Source organism: Xanthomonas euroxanthea (genome assembly GCF_903989455.1).
Lineage (GTDB): Bacteria > Pseudomonadota > Gammaproteobacteria > Xanthomonadales > Xanthomonadaceae > Xanthomonas > Xanthomonas euroxanthea.
Window position 1 is genome coordinate 2,116,757 of sequence record NZ_LR861803.1, and the last position, 15,256, is coordinate 2,132,012.

Consider the following 15,256-nt stretch of genomic DNA (forward strand, 5'->3'; position numbering starts at 1 on the left):
ATCGCCAACCACGCCCTACCGCAACCCCTCCAAGGAGACACCACCGATGTTCGACACCGCCCTCAAGCTGGATTGCGCCGGTCGCGAACTGCGACTGGACGCGCCGCAGGTGATGGGGATCGTCAACGTCACCCCGGATTCGTTTTCCGATGGCGGCCAGTACGCCAGTTGCGAAGCCGCCATTGCGCATGGCCTGCGCCTGGTCGAGCAGGGCGCTGCGCTGCTGGATATCGGCGGCGAATCCACCCGTCCGGGGGCAACCCCGGTATCGCTGGACGAAGAGCTGCAGCGCGTGATCCCGGTGATCCAGGCATTGGCGCAGCACACCGGCGTGCCGATCAGTGTGGATACCTTCAAGCCGGAAGTGATGCGCGCAGCGGTCGCGGCCGGCGCCGGCATGATCAACGACGTGCACGCGCTGCGTTCGCCCGGCGCATTGGATGCCGCGGCCGAACTGCGGGTGCCGGTGGTGTTGATGCATGCACGCAGCGCACCCCATGCGATGCAGGACGCGCCGCATTACGACGACGTGGTGGCCGAGGTGCATCGCTTCCTGGCCGAACGCATCTTCGCGGCGGAAATGGCCGGTATCGACAAGCGCCGGTTGATCCTCGACCCGGGGTTCGGATTCGACAAGACCACCACACACAATCTCACCGTGCTGGCGCAGTTGCAGCGCCTGCAGGAGTTCGGCCTGCCGATCCTGGCCGGGCTGTCGCGCAAGCGCAGCATCGGTGAACTGACCGGTCGCCAGGTCGCCGCAGAACGCGTGTACGGCTCGGTCGCCGCGCACCTGATCGCCGCCCAGCATGGTGCGATGGTGCTGCGCGTGCACGATGTGGCCGCCACCGTGGATGCCCTGAAGGTGTGGAGCGCGATGGCGGCGATCCCGCTGCCACGCGTGAGCGCGCCTGCGGCACCGAGCATTCGCTGGCCGGACGAGGACTGATGCCGGCCGACCGTCGCCCGCTGGCGATTGCATTGATGGGGCCGACCGCCAGCGGCAAGACCGCGCTGGCACTGGAGGCAGCGCAGCGCTGGAACGGCGAGATCGTCAGTGTCGATTCGGCGCTGGTGTATCGCGGCCTGGACATCGGCGCGGCCAAGCCGGATGCCGCGATGCGCGCGGCGGTGCCACACCATCTGATCGACCTGCGCGATCCCTGGCAGATCTATTCGGCGGCGGAATTCGCCAGCGATGCGCGGCAGGCGATCGGGCAAATCGTGGCGCGCGGCAAGCTGCCGATTCTCGCCGGCGGCACCGGGCTCTACTTCCGCGCCGTGCTGGAAGGGCTGTCGCAGTTACCCGAGGCCGATCCGGCGGTACGCTCGGCCATCGCAGCCGAAGCCGAACAGCTCGGTTGGGCCAGGCTGCATGCGCAGCTGGCGGACGTGGACCCGATCGCCGCTGCCCGTATCCATATCACCGATCCGCAGCGGATCCAGCGCGCCCTGGAGGTCTATCGCATCAGCGGCAAGCCGATCAGTTACTGGCAGGCGCTGCCGCCGGGGCCACGTCTGCCGGTGCGGGTGCTGAAGGTCGTACTGGCACCGCGCGAGCGCGCAGTGCTGCATGCGCGCATCGAACGACGCCTGGACATGATGCTGGCACAGGATTTCCTGGCCGAAGTGGAACGTCTCCGAGCACTGCCGCAACTGCGCGCGGTCGCCGCGCCGCTGGATCTGCCAGCGGTGCGCGCGGTGGGGTATCGCCAGGCCTGGGAGTATCTGGATGGGGCCGGTAGCCTGGCTGAGTTCCGCGACAGGGCGGTGCAGGCCACCCGCCAACTGGCCAAGCGGCAACTCACCTGGCTGCGTGGCGAGCTCGACGCACGCTGGTTCGACCCGGACACTGACCGGCATCGACTGGAACGCGCACTTGTCGGCTTCCTCGGTCAACGTCCCGATGTACCGCAGGCTTCAGGCGTGTAACATCCCGTTTCCGGGACCGGCTGGGGATGGCAGGTGTCGACCGGGACTATAAGAACAATAATGACGAGGAGTTTTCGATGGCTAAGGGGCAATCTTTACAGGATCCATTCCTCAACGCGCTGCGGCGCGAGCGGGTGCCGGTCTCTGTGTATCTGGTCAACGGCATCAAGCTGCAGGGCACGATCGAGTCGTTCGACCAGTTCGTGGTCCTGCTGCGCAATACCGTGAGTCAGATGGTCTACAAGCACGCCATCTCCACGGTCGTGCCGGCGCGCAACGTGCGCGTGGGACCGGGTGGTGGGTATGTGCAATCCAATGAAGGCAACCAGGCGGAAGATGACGACGTCGAGCAGTAATGGAGTAGTGCGTGTTTGATCGCTCACGCAAGGGTGAACACGCGTTGTTGATTCAGACCCACTCCGGTGGGCCTGCCGAAGAGGATGTGCTGGAGGAGTTCGCCGACCTTGCCAGGTCGGCGGGCGCCACGGTGGCGGCCACGCTCACCGCGCGCATCGACAAACCGAACCCGTCGACCTTGATCGGCAGCGGCAAGCTGGAAGAGATCAAGGCCGCCGCCGAGGCCACCGGCGCGGATCTGGTGTTGGTCAACCACACCTTGTCGCCCGGCCAGGAGCGCAATCTGGAGCGCTACCTGGAGCGGCGCGTGATCGACCGCACCGGCCTGATCCTGGACATCTTCGCGCAACGGGCACGCAGCCACGAAGGCAAGCTGCAGGTGGAGCTGGCGCAGTTGCGGCATATGGCCACCCGGCTGGTACGCGGCTGGACCCACCTGGAACGTCAGCGCGGCGGCTCGATCGGCCTGCGCGGGCCTGGCGAAACCCAGCTGGAAACCGACCGCCGCCTGCTGCAGAAGCGGGTGGAGCAGTTGCAGCAGCGGCTGGAAAAGGTCGAGGTGCAGCGCACCCAGATGCGGCGTGCGCGCATGCGCAGCGAACTGCCGCGGATTGCGTTGGTTGGCTACACCAATGCCGGCAAATCCACCTTGTTCAATGCCCTGACCGGCGCGGAGGCCTACGTGGCCGACCAGTTGTTCGCCACGCTCGATCCCACCGTGCGTCGCATTGCGCTGCCGGGCGGCAGTGCGATCCTGGCCGATACGGTCGGCTTCGTGCGCGATCTGCCGCATCAACTGGTCGCTGCGTTCCGTTCGACCTTGTCCGAAGCGCGCGACGCCGATCTGTTGTTGCATATCGTCGATGCGGCCGACCCGCTGCGCGAAGAACGCATCCAGCAGGTCGATGAGGTGTTGCATGCGGTGGGCGCGGGCGATTTGCCGCAGCTGCTGGTGTTCAACAAGATCGACAAGATCGAAGGCGCGCAGGTGCGTCACGATGCGCAGGACGGCATTCCCGACCAGGCGCGGCGTGAGCGCGTGTGGGTCTCTGCGCGTGATGGGCGCGGGCTGCCGGAACTGCAGCACGCCCTGGGGCAGCGACTGGATCTGCGCCATGTGACCGGGCAACTGCGGTTGCCACCGTCGGCAGGCCGCCTGCGCTCCAAGTTGCATCAACTGGAAGTGGTGCGCGGCGAGCAGTCCGACGAGGACGGCTGGTTGCTGGATGTGGACCTGCCGATGGTCGAGGCCGAGCGCCTGGCTGCCGGCGACGACGGTGCACCACTGCGCGCGATGCTGCCGGATCGTCGCGAAGATTGGGAGTCGTGATCGGCGCTGCACGGTCGGCTTGGCCGGCCGTGCAGCGTGACGCTGGCAGGGCAGGCCGATGGCGTCGGAGCGGTGGGGTCGGACGGTGTGGCGATCGCGCCACGCCGGTCTTGGCGCTTTGGCAGATGGCGGCCAACACAGGTCTGCCGCAGTCGCCAGGGCAGGACGATGCAGGCCATCGCAGCCGACAGCCTGGCGATCCGCTCGCCATCGCAGCCGATGCCTGCTGCGATGGGCTGCACACTGCCACTGAACCTGGGCCACGTCGTCGCTGGTGCCGAATGGACGCCGGCGCAGACAGGGGCGGCAAATTGGGCTAAAACGTCGGCTGCCCCTTCATTCGCCGTGCCCATGTCCATGTCCGCCGATTCCGAACTGCAGCAGCTGGCCGAACACCTCGGGCAACAGCTGCTTGCCGCGCGCGAGCGCCTGGTCACTGCCGAGAGCTGTACCGGCGGCTGGATCGCCAAGGCGGTCACCGATGTGGCGGGGTCTTCGCACTGGTTCGATTGCGGCATGGCCGCTTACAGCTATGAGGCCAAGCAGGCCTTGCTGGGAGTGCGCCCCCACACGCTGGAAGTGCATGGTGCGGTCAGCCGCGAAACGGTGATCGAAATGGTCTCGGGCGCGCTGGTCAATTCCGGTGCGAGCATTGCGGTGGCGGTGACCGGCATCGCCGGGCCGGGGGGCGGCAGTGAGGACAAGCCGGTCGGCACGGTATGGATCGGCTGGAAGCGGCGCGGCGGCTATGCCACTGCGCAGTTGTTCCACTTCGCTGGCGATCGCGATGCAGTGCGTCGCCAGACCGTGGTTGCCGCGTTGCGGGGCTTGAGCGTGCTGCTCTAGGCCACGCCGCAGCAGCCACGCGCACGTACCTGCTGCGCGGGGTGTGGCTCTGGCCGCGGCGGTTCTCTTCGACAGCGGGCGGTTGCGCATGTGATGCATGGTGGCAATGCAGCCTTGGCTGCGCCGGGTTCGCTGCGCGCTCCGATCTGCATCCGCAGAAGGTGCAACCGGGCTGCACGGTGCTCGATGCGTGGCTGGGCATCGGCGCCGACGACGAGCGCTGGTGCTGGTGCTGGTGCTGGTGCTGGAAGCGTGGGCAGAAGATATCGGCAACGCAACCTGTCGCCAGATCGTCATCGATGCGCCGCTACAGGCGGGGTCGGAACGCATTTCTGGGCGCCCCCGCATGTACGGGCTGAGCTTACGGTTGCGGCATCAGGCCCTGGTGCGGCCTCGCCACGGCATCAGGATGCCTGCGTGAGCGCAACCTCGGCTAAGCCCGCAGCTGTCCATGGCGCGACAGGCACGTGCAGATCGGCTACAAACAAGGTCTCGCCTTCAACCTGCGTGCCGATGCTTCCGCTTTCTTCTCATGTGCTGTCGTTGTCCGCGCCGCATCCATCTGCTGGCGGTGTCCTGGCATTGCTGGATGACCGGTGCGCAGCCCTTTGGCGCCCGATGCGTGAGGCAGCCGGTGATTGCGCTGTCCTGTGCGCGAGCGATCGCGCAGCGATGGGTGTTGCGCGTGGCGGAGCGTGGTCAACCTTGGTTTCGAACGACGACAAGCGGCCGGCGATGCGGCGTGGTGCGATGCCGCCTGTTGCCGCAGCGCAGTCGCAGGCGGTGTGCTGATGTGGGAGGCACTCGGCACCGTTCGTGATCTCGGGCGGCTGCAGGAAATCGCCGCGGTGCTGATCCGTTACGGATTCGGTGACGTGGTGCGGCGTATCGGCCTGGCCGACGTGCTCGAACGTGCCGGCAAGCTGCTGCACTGGCACAACGCCGAGGGGCGCCTGCGCCTGTCGGCGGCGATGCGGGTGCGGCGCGCGCTCGAGGAGCTCGGGCCGACCTTCGTCAAGCTGGGGCAGGTGCTGGCCACGCGCGTGGACCTGCTGCCGCCGGAGTGGATCGAAGAGCTGAGCGAGCTGCAGAACGCAGTGCCCGCGCTGCCGTTCGAACAGATCCGCCCGCAACTGGTCGCGGCCCTGGGCGCGGAGCCGGAAAGCGTGTTCGCACGCCTGGACGAACAGCCTTTGGCTGCGGCATCGCTGGCGCAGACGCATCGCGCCTGGCTGGCCGATGGCACACCGGTGGTGCTGAAGATCCGCCGCCCCGGCATTGGCGATGTCATCGATGCAGATCTGCGCCTGCTGGCACGCCTGGCGGAAATCGTGGAAACGCGCGCGCCCGATCTCAAGCGTTATCGCCCCGCCGAAGTGGTGCAGCAATTCACCGTCTCCTTGCGACGCGAGCTGGATTTCGCCGCCGAGTGTCGCAATGCCGAGCGCATCGCGGCCAACTTCGTTAACGACCCCGGGGTGGTGGTGCCGTCGGTCTACTGGCAGTGGACCTGCGAATCGCTCAACGTGCAGGAATTCATCGACGGCATTCCCGGGCGGGACCTGCGCGCTGTGGACGCGGCTGGACTGGACCGCAAGGCACTGGCGCGCACCGGCGCCGGGATCGTGCTGAAGATGGTGCTGCAGGATGGCTGCTTCCACGCCGACCCGCATCCGGGCAACATCTTTTACCTGCGCGACGGGCGCATCGCCGTCATCGATTTCGGCATGGTCGGACGTGTTTCCGAGCAACGTCGTTTCCAGGTCGCGCAACTGCTGCATGGCATGGTCAGCTACGACGCCGAAGCGGTCATCGACGTGTTGCTGGAATGGGCCGGCACCAGTCTGGAGATCGATGAATCGCGGCTGCAGCAGGACATCGGCGCCTTCGTCGACGAATACCGCGGCGTGCCGCTGAAAGAGCTGCGCATCGGCGCGATGCTGGGCGATGTCACCTCGATCCTGCGCGATCACGGGCTGACCCTGCCATCGGATCTGGCGCTGATGATCAAGGCGTTTCTCACCCTCGAGGGCATGGGCCGCCAGCTCGATCCGGATTTCGACATGGCCACCGAGGCGCGCCCCTATCTCGAACGCGTGGTGCTGCAGCGTTATGCGCCCAGCGCGATGCTGCGGCGCAGCCGTCGCACCGTGACCGGCGCGATCGACCTGATCGGCGACCTGCCACGCGATCTCAAACGGCTGCTGCAGGCCGCGCGGCGCGGCAAGTTGCAACTGCAGGTGGAAACGCGGGCATTGCGCGAATTCGGCGACCAGGTCGATCGCGCGGCCAACCGGCTCACCATGGGCATCGTGACGGCCGCGCTGGTGATCGGCTCGTCGATCGTCATGAACAGTGTCGGCGGCAGTGCCAGTCGCTGGCTGCTTGCGTTGGGGGTCGGCGGCTTCATCGGCGCAGCCATCTGCGGTGTCTGGATCCTGTTTTCCATCTGGCGGAGTCGGCGCTAGACGCGGCGCCTGTACCGCCCGGTTGCCGGCCTGCGCGTGAGGCACGACACGGCGCTTGCGCAGGCGTCAGTTAGTAGTAATACTACTAACCATGGACCTGACCAATACCCAGCAAGCAATCCTGGCCTTGATCGCCGAGCGCATCGATGCCGATGGCGTGCCGCCCTCGCAGACCGAGATCGCGCGCGCCTTCGGCTTCAAGGGTGTGCGCGGCGCGCAATACCATCTGGAGGCATTGGAGCAGGCCGGCGCGATCCGGCGTGTACGCGGGCAGGCCCGTGGCATCCGCCTGGCCGGGCAGGGCGCCCAGTCACGCACCCCGCCTGCCGCAAACGAGCCGATGCGCGACGATGTACTGCGCCTGCCGGTGCTGGGACGTGTGGCGGCAGGCCTGCCGATCGGTGCGGATATCGGCTCGGACGACTTCGTGGTGCTGGACCGGGTGTTCTTCTCGCCGTCGCCGGACTACCTGCTCAAGGTGCAGGGCGACTCGATGCGCGACGAGGGTATCTTCAACGGCGACCTGATCGGGGTGCACCGCACCCGCGATGCGCGTTCGGGGCAGATCGTGGTGGCGCGGATCGATGAGGAGATCACGGTCAAATTGTTGAAGATCGGCAAGGACCGCATCCGCTTGCTGCCGCGTAACCCGGACTATGCGCCGATCGAAGTATTGCCGGATCAGGATTTCGCAATCGAGGGCCTGTACTGCGGGCTGTTGAGGCCGAATCGTTGAGCCCTGCGCCGATGGCTGCACTGGCGTTATCCCGAGCCGGTACCACAGGATTTCCCGCTGCCATCGCCATGGCCACTTTTCTAATCTGAGTGTGTCGCAGCCAGTCTCAGCCTGTGCGATACACCGCCGTTACATTAGCCCTACACCGAAATCACTGACAAGGATCACCCAGATGGATGAGAACAAGAAGCGCGCCCTTTCCGCCGCACTGAGCCAGATCGAAAAGCAATTCGGCAAGGGCTCGGTGATGCGCATGGGCGACCGTGTGATCGAGGCCGTCGAAGTCATTCCGACCGGCTCGCTGATGCTGGACATCGCACTGGGGATCGGCGGCCTGCCCAAGGGCCGTGTGGTCGAAATCTACGGTCCGGAATCGTCGGGCAAGACCACCCTGACCCTGCAGGCGATTGCCGAATGCCAGAAGAAGGGCGGCACCGCAGCCTTCATCGACGCCGAGCACGCGCTGGACCCGATCTATGCCGCCAAGCTGGGCGTCAACGTCGACGACCTGCTGCTGTCGCAGCCGGATACCGGCGAGCAGGCGCTGGAAATCGCCGACATGCTGGTGCGTTCCGGTTCGGTGGACATCGTGGTGGTCGACTCGGTCGCCGCGCTGACCCCCAAGGCCGAAATCGAAGGCGAAATGGGCGACCAGCTGCCGGGTCTGCAGGCCCGCCTGATGAGCCAGGCGCTGCGCAAGCTGACCGGCAACATCAAGCGTTCCAACACCTTGGTGGTCTTCATCAACCAGTTGCGCCACAAGATCGGCGTGATGATGCCGGGCCAGAGCCCGGAAGTGACCACTGGCGGTAACGCGCTGAAGTTCTACGCTTCGGTCCGTCTGGATATCCGTCGTATCGGCGCGATCAAGAAGGGCGACGAGATCATCGGCAACCAGACCAAGATCAAGGTGGTCAAGAACAAGCTGGCGCCTCCGTTCAAGCAGGTCGTGACCGAAATCCTCTACGGTGAAGGCATCAGCCGCGAGGGTGAGCTGATCGACATGGGCGTGGAAGCCAAGCTGGTCGAGAAAGCCGGCGCCTGGTACAGCTATGGCGAAGAGCGCATCGGGCAGGGCAAGGACAACGCACGCGGCTATCTTCGCGACAACCCGCAGGTTGCGGTGCGGCTGGAAGCCGAGCTGCGCGAGAAGTTCCAGCCGGCCGAAGCGCCGCGCGAAGCCGGTGACGACGTCGAGAAGGAATGACAGCAGCCCCGTCAGAGCGAGCTGAGCCGTGATCAGGTCGGTGTCGGCGGCAAGCGCGAACCAGGATGTCCGAGTGGGCCATCCCCGGTTCCGCCTGCCAGCCGCGCCCGGCTGATGGCAGAACGGCCGAACTGATGGCTGCGGCAAGTTTTCTATCGCGGGGACGGCGGAGTCAGTGCCGTCGCTTCCCGCGGTAGATCTATCGAAGGCCAGGAGGGCAGGCGCCACGGATGGCGCATTGATGCTGTTTGAGTTTCGTACTCGGGACACCCACGATGGACGAGCAACCGCCCGCGCCAAAGCGGGGACGCCGGTTCAAGGAACAGACGCCGGTCCAACGCGCACTGGGATTGCTGGTGCGGCGCGAGCATTCGCGCAAGGAATTGAACCGCAAGCTGCTGGCGCGCGGGATCGAGCCGGACGCCGCACAGGCGGCCGTAGAGCGCCTGGCGGATGAAGGATGGCAGGACGACACCCGTTTTGCGGCTTCGGTCGTGCGCAATCGCGCAGGCTCGGGCTACGGCCCGCTGCATATCCGTGCCGAGCTCGGAACCCATGGACTGGACAGCGACGCCATCAGTGCCGCAATGGCGACATTCGAGGGCGACTGGACCGAAAACGCGCGCGATCTGATCCGCCGTCGCTTTGGCGACCAGGGCCCCACCGATCTGCCGCAGCGGCGCAAGGCCGCCGATCTGCTGGCCCGGCGTGGTTTTGATGGCAACAGCATTCGTAGTGCCACGCGCTTCGACCTTGAGGACTGAGGGCGTCAGGCCTGCTACCCTTCGTGGTTTCAGGTTGTTCCGCTCATCTGCGCCCACATCTCATTGGGTGAACGGGACTGCCGCCCGCCCAATGCCAGCACATGAACACACCCGCCAAATTCAGCACTTCCCAGATCCGCAGTGACTTCCTCGCGTTTTTCGAGGGGAAAGGCCACACCATCGTGCCATCCGCGCCATTGGTGCCGGGCAACGACCCGACCTTGCTGTTCACCAATTCCGGCATGGTCCAGTTCAAGGACGTCTTCCTCGGCGCGGAAAAGCGCAGCTACGTGCGCGCGGCCGACGTGCAGCGTTGCCTGCGTGCCGGCGGCAAGCACAACGATCTGGATTCGGTGGGCTACACCGCGCGGCATCACACCTTCTTCGAGATGCTGGGCAACTGGTCGTTCGGCGATTACTTCAAGAAAGACGCCATCAGCTGGGCCTGGGAGCTGCTGACCCAGGTCTGGAAGCTGCCGGCCGACCGACTGCTGGTCACCGTCTACCACACCGACGAAGAAGCCTTCGCCTTGTGGCGCGACATGATCGGCATTCCCGAAAGTCGCATCGTGCGCATCGGCGACAACAAGGGCGCGCCGTATGCGTCGGACAACTTCTGGCAAATGGCCGATACCGGCCCATGCGGCCCGTGCACCGAGATCTTCTTCGACCACGGCGACCAAATCGCCGGTGGTCCGCCCGGTTCGCCAGACGAGGATGGCGATCGCTTCATCGAGATCTGGAACCTGGTCTTCATGCAGTTCGACCGCCAGCCCGACGGCACCCTGGTGCCGTTGCCGGCGCCGTGCGTGGACACCGGCATGGGCCTGGAGCGGCTGGCTGCGATCCTGCAGCACGTGCATACCAACTACGAGATCGATCTGTTCCAGGCCTTGATCGGCAAGGCCAGTGCGCTGACCGGGGTCGCCGATCTGGAGAACAAGTCGCTGCGGGTGATCGCCGATCACATCCGCGCCTGTTCGTTCCTGATCGTCGATGGTGTGCTGCCGTCCAACGAGGGCCGTGGTTATGTGCTGCGCCGGATCATCCGGCGTGCGCTGCGGCATGGCTGGATGCTGGGGGTGCGCCAGCCGTTCTTCAGCAAGATGGTGCCGACCCTGGTCGAGCTGATGGGCGAGGCCTATCCCGAACTGGTGGTCGCACGGGAGACCGTTACGCGGGCGCTGCTGGCCGAAGAGGAGCGCTTTGCCGAGACGCTGGACGCCGGCATGAAGATCTTCGACGAGGTTGCCGCGCGCTCGCAGGAAGTGATTCCCGGCGCCGATGCCTTCCGCCTCTTCGACACCTATGGATTTCCGGTCGATCTGACCTCCGACATTGCACGCGAGCGTGGCTTGCGCGTGGACATGGAGGGCTTCGAGTTCGCCATGGAGCGTCAGCGCGAGACCGCGCGTGCCGCCGGCAAGTTCGGCGGTGGCGTCGCATTGCCGGCCGATCTGGTCGCCACCATGTCGCCGACGGTGTTTCTGGGCTATGAAGCCTATGACGCCGATGCGCTCAAGGTGGTGGCGTTGCTCAAGCAGGGCCGCCCGGTCGAGCGCGCGCAAGCCGGCGACGAGGTCATCGTATTCACCGATCGCACGCCGTTCTACGCCGAATCCGGTGGCCAGGTCGGTGATAGCGGCCAGCTGAGCGGTGGCGATGTCTCCATCGAGATCGTCGACACCCAGAAATTTGCCGGCCAGTTCCATGGCCATGTGGGGCGCATCACCGAGGGTACGCTGGCAGTGGGCGATGTGCTGGCGGGCGGCATCGACGTGCAGCGTCGTGGCAAGACCATCCTCAACCACTCGGCCACGCATCTGCTGCATGCGGCCCTGCGCGAGGTGCTGGGCACGCATGTGCAGCAGAAGGGCTCGCTGGTGGCGCCGGACCGCTTGCGCTTCGACTTCTCGCACTTCCAGCCGATCACGCCCGAAGAGCTTGCTGTGATCGAACGCAAGGTCAACGCAGAGGTGCGCACCAACCACAGCGTCGAAGTGCACAACATGGCGATGCAGGAAGCGCTGGATTTCGGCGCGATGGCCTTGTTCGGCGAAAAGTACGGCGAGAACGTGCGCGTGCTGAAGATGGGCGGCTATTCCACCGAACTCTGCGGTGGCACGCACGTGACCCGTACCGGCGATATCGGCCTGTTCAAGATCACCTCCGAAGGCGGTGTGTCCTCGGGCGTGCGTCGCATCGAAGCGGTGACCGGGCAGGGCGCGTTGGATCATGTCGCCGATGAAGAGCGACGTATGTTCGAGGCGGCCAGCCTGCTCGGCGGCAACGCTACCGAGGTGGTCGACAAGGTGCGCGCGCTCACCGAGCGTCAGAAGCGGCTTGAGCGTGAGCTGGAGTCGCTCAAGGCCAAGCTGGCCTCCGGTGCCACTGCGGACCTGGGTTCCAGTGCCGTCGACGTGGCAGGCGTCAAGGTGGTCGCCGTGCGTCTGGAGGGTTTCGATGCCAAGGCGCTGCGCGATGCGATGGATCGTCTCAAGCAGCAACTGGGCGATTCGGTCATCGTGTTGGCAGGTGCCGCCGGTGGCAAGGTTGCGCTCGTGGCCGGTGTGAATGGCAGCCCAACTGGCAAGGTGAAGGCGGGGGAACTCCTCGGCCATATCGCCAGTCAGATTGGGGGCAAGGGCGGCGGTCGTCCGGATCTCGCCCAGGGTGGTGGCGAGGATGGTCCCGCCCTTGCGACCGCGCTCGACGGCGTGCCCTCCTGGGTCAAGCAACACTTGGGCTGAACACTTGTGCTGGTATGCCTTGCTGGTTGGCAGGGTGTCCCGCTACCATTTCCGGTCTATTCCCTTTACCTAGGGCGGGCCTTATCAATCGGCCGCCGATGCTGGTGGGAAGCCCACCGGTTCCAGGAGATTTGCAAAATGTTGATCCTCACTCGCCGGGTAGGCGAAACCTTGATGATCGGCGACTCGGTCACTGTGACCGTACTCGGCGTCAAGGGTAATCAGGTGCGCATCGGCATCACCGCACCGAAAGATGTTGCTGTACACCGCGAAGAAATCTATCAGCGGATCCAGCGTGGGGATGAGCCGGTCGCTTCCGGTGCGCATCACGGCGACGATTCTTCGAATTGATCGTCATAAAGGGTTTACGTTAGCCCCTCTTACCCGGTATTCTTCGCGGCCTGCGACGGACACCGCGGCAGGACGCAAAAACTGGAGCGATGCCCGAGCGGCTGAAGGGGCTCCCCTGCTAAGGGAGTATAGGGTCAAAAGCTCTATCGAGGGTTCGAATCCCTCTCGCTCCGCCAGTGTTTTGAACGCCCGCAAATCCATGATTTGCGGGCGTTTTCATTTGTGTCGACGTGGTGATGACGATTGCAGGCAGGGCGCCGGCGCAACGCCGGCAGCCGCACCGGCGGCAGCGTCTGAATTGCCACAAACGTGCCGTAGGCAGCGATTCAAGTAACCCGGGCATGGGTCGCTAAGGCTGTGACACCTCTTTCGGATCTCAACCCGATGCGCCTACCGCCGCTGCTTGGACGCCTGTTTTCTTCCCGGAGCCGTGGGCTGCAGCACAAGGCCGATGCCGTGGACCGGGTGATGGCGGTGATCGAGTTCGATCTGGATGGCCGCATCCTGCATGTGAACCAGAACTTCCTGTCACTGATGGGCTACCGGCTGGACGAAGTCGTCGGTCAGCATCACCGCATGTTCGTGACTCCTGGCGACCGCGACAGCGAAAGCTACCGGCAGTTCTGGCAGGCGCTGCGCCGCGGCGATTTCAACGCCGGGCAGTTCTGTCGCCTGGACAAGCATGGGCGCGAGGTATGGATCAACGCCTCCTACAACCCGTTGCTGGATCGTGCGGGCAAGGCCTATCGGGTGGTCAAGTACGCCACCGACATCACTGCGCAGGTGCGCCAGACCGCCGATTTCGAAGGCCGCATCGATGCGATCGACAAGGTCATGGCGGTCATCGAGTTTTCGCTGGACGGCACGGTGCTCGATGCCAACGAGAATTTCCTTGCGGCCATGGGCTACCGGCTCGATGAGATCCGCGGCAAGCATCACGGCATGTTCGTGGACGCGCAAACGCGTCAGTCGGCGGCCTATCGCGCGTTCTGGGACAAGCTTGGGCGCGGCGCGTTCGACGCGGGCCGCTACAAGCGCATCGGCAAGGACGGTCGGGAGGTGTGGATCCAGGCGTCCTACAATCCCGTCCTCGACGAGCACGGGCGGCCGTACAAGGTGGTCAAGTACGCCACCGATGTGACCCGTCAGGTGATCGATTCGGCCGATGCCGATGGCCGCATTCAGGCCATCGACAAGGTCATGGGCGTGATCGAGTTCGATCTGGAAGGGCGTGTGCTGACCGCCAACGACAACTTCCTGGCCATTTTGGGGTACTCCGCCGAGGAAGCGATCGGCCAGCATCACCGCATCTTCGTCGACGCAAGCTACGGCGCCTCCGAAGACTACCGGCATTTCTGGACAAAGCTGGCGCGTGGCCAGTTCGATGCGGGCCGCTACCGTCGGCTGCACAAGGATGGCAGTTCGGTATGGATCCAGGCGTCCTACAACCCGATCCTGGACGTGTCCGGGCGGCCGTACAAGGTGGTCAAGTACGCCACCGATGTCACCGACCAGGTGCGCTCTGCCGAGCGCATGGGGCAGTTGATGCAGCAGACACTGAGCATCGCGCAGAACGTGCAGCGCGAGGCACACCATATTTCGGTCAGCAACCAGGAGCTGGTGAGCCGCTCGTCCACGCAGTCGGCAGCGGTGGCGCAGACCTCGACCACCATCGACCAACTGGCAGAGACCGTCCGCACCAATTCCGACAGCGCCAATTCGGCCCAGCGCATGGCCGAAGCATCGGCCGATGTTGCGCGACGTGGCGCCACCGTCATCGCCGACATGGTCAAGACCACGGCCGGCATCCGCTCGGCGACCGATCGTATCGGCCAGATCATCGAGGTGATCGACGGCATTGCGTTCCAGACCAATATCCTGGCCTTGAATGCCGCCGTGGAAGCGGCACGTGCTGGCGAGCAGGGCCGTGGATTTGCCGTGGTGGCGACCGAGGTGCGTAGCCTGGCGCAGCGCTGCAGCGTCTCGGCGAAGGAGATCCGTGGCTTGATCGACAATGCGACAGACCAGGTGGGCGATGGTTCGCGCCTGGCCGAGCAGGCCGGTGTGGTGATGCAGGACATGGTCGGCTCGGTGCTGCGCGTCACCGCGACCGTGGAGCAGATTGCCGCTGCCAGCCAGGAGCAGGCGCGGGACATTTCCACCGCCAATACCGCGCTGCAATCGATCGGTGTGCAGGCGCGAGACCAGGCGCAGATGGTCGACGACCTGGCGCGCTCGGCGCGTGTGCTGGAAGCCGATGCCGATGCGCTGTTTGCCTTGGTCAATGGCGATGGCGAAGGTGATCGCGACACCGGGGCGGCGGCTGTGCGCAGCGAGGCCCCGATCAAGCCGCTCGCCAAGCCGCAGGCCGCGTGATCCCCGCGCAGGGATGTGCTGATGCGCGGCGGCGTCGATGCATGGCGCCATGCATGGCAGCGGCATCGCCGGTGCCTTGCAGGCTGATCGTCTGAGCACAAAAAAGCCCGCCGGAAGCGGGCTTTGTGCTGTCGGCCAG

13 protein-coding genes and 1 tRNA gene are annotated in these 15,256 nt (G+C 65.3%); all 14 read left to right on the forward strand.

From position 1 onward, the window contains the following. The first annotated feature begins 46 nt into the window (after positions 1-46). The 14 genes from folP (at position 47) to H7A86_RS09165 (ending at position 15,117) form a co-directional block, all read left to right on the forward strand. The gene (gene folP / locus H7A86_RS09100) at positions 47-949 is read left to right on the forward strand and encodes a dihydropteroate synthase (RefSeq protein WP_119132417.1); all 903 of its coding nucleotides are present in this window, start codon (positions 47-49) and stop codon (positions 947-949) included. Next, on the forward strand, positions 949-1,932 hold the full coding sequence (miaA, locus tag H7A86_RS09105) for a tRNA (adenosine(37)-N6)-dimethylallyltransferase MiaA (protein WP_119132416.1): 984 nt from the start codon (positions 949-951) through the stop codon (positions 1,930-1,932). The genes folP and miaA overlap by 1 nt, the downstream gene beginning before the upstream one ends. A gap of 77 nt (positions 1,933-2,009) precedes the next feature. Next, a complete protein-coding gene (hfq, locus tag H7A86_RS09110; RefSeq protein WP_005915027.1) occupies positions 2,010-2,288 on the forward strand; it encodes an RNA chaperone Hfq in 279 nt (92 codons plus the stop codon). 11 nt (positions 2,289-2,299) lie between these two features. Beyond that, complete coding sequence (hflX, locus tag H7A86_RS09115; RefSeq protein ID WP_115676775.1) at positions 2,300-3,619, forward strand: ribosome rescue GTPase HflX; 1,320 nt, start codon at positions 2,300-2,302, stop codon at positions 3,617-3,619. Between the two features lie 351 nt (positions 3,620-3,970). After that, positions 3,971-4,465 (forward strand): CinA family protein, encoded by a 495-nt coding sequence (locus H7A86_RS09120; protein ID WP_180708093.1) that lies wholly within the window; start codon positions 3,971-3,973, stop codon positions 4,463-4,465. A gap of 223 nt (positions 4,466-4,688) precedes the next feature. After that, a complete protein-coding gene (locus H7A86_RS09125; protein WP_119132156.1) occupies positions 4,689-4,886 on the forward strand; it encodes a hypothetical protein in 198 nt (65 codons plus the stop codon). A 370-nt stretch (positions 4,887-5,256) separates the two neighbouring features. Then, on the forward strand, positions 5,257-6,933 hold the full coding sequence (gene ubiB / locus H7A86_RS09130; protein ID WP_119132415.1) for a 2-polyprenylphenol 6-hydroxylase: 1,677 nt from the start codon (positions 5,257-5,259) through the stop codon (positions 6,931-6,933). 91 nt (positions 6,934-7,024) lie between these two features. Continuing rightward, entirely contained in the window at positions 7,025-7,669 is a 645-nt protein-coding gene (lexA, locus tag H7A86_RS09135; protein WP_119132155.1) for a transcriptional repressor LexA, read from the forward strand. Between the two features lie 172 nt (positions 7,670-7,841). Then, entirely contained in the window at positions 7,842-8,876 is a 1,035-nt protein-coding gene (recA, locus tag H7A86_RS09140; protein WP_016904265.1) for a recombinase RecA, read from the forward strand. Positions 8,877-9,151: 275 nt separating this feature from the next. Next, the gene (gene recX / locus H7A86_RS09145) at positions 9,152-9,640 is read left to right on the forward strand and encodes a recombination regulator RecX (protein WP_104582899.1); all 489 of its coding nucleotides are present in this window, start codon (positions 9,152-9,154) and stop codon (positions 9,638-9,640) included. Positions 9,641-9,741: 101 nt separating this feature from the next. Continuing rightward, a complete protein-coding gene (gene alaS, locus H7A86_RS09150) occupies positions 9,742-12,390 on the forward strand; it encodes an alanine--tRNA ligase (RefSeq protein WP_119132154.1) in 2,649 nt (882 codons plus the stop codon). 138 nt (positions 12,391-12,528) lie between these two features. Further along, positions 12,529-12,741, forward strand: a complete 213-nt coding sequence (gene csrA / locus H7A86_RS09155) for a carbon storage regulator CsrA (RefSeq protein ID WP_003481884.1) — start codon at positions 12,529-12,531, stop codon at positions 12,739-12,741. 83 nt (positions 12,742-12,824) lie between these two features. After that, positions 12,825-12,917, forward strand: a tRNA-Ser gene (locus tag H7A86_RS09160). Positions 12,918-13,152: 235 nt separating this feature from the next. Then, the gene (locus H7A86_RS09165; protein WP_232099332.1) at positions 13,153-15,117 is read left to right on the forward strand and encodes a methyl-accepting chemotaxis protein; all 1,965 of its coding nucleotides are present in this window, start codon (positions 13,153-13,155) and stop codon (positions 15,115-15,117) included. Positions 15,118-15,256: the final 139 nt, after the last annotated feature.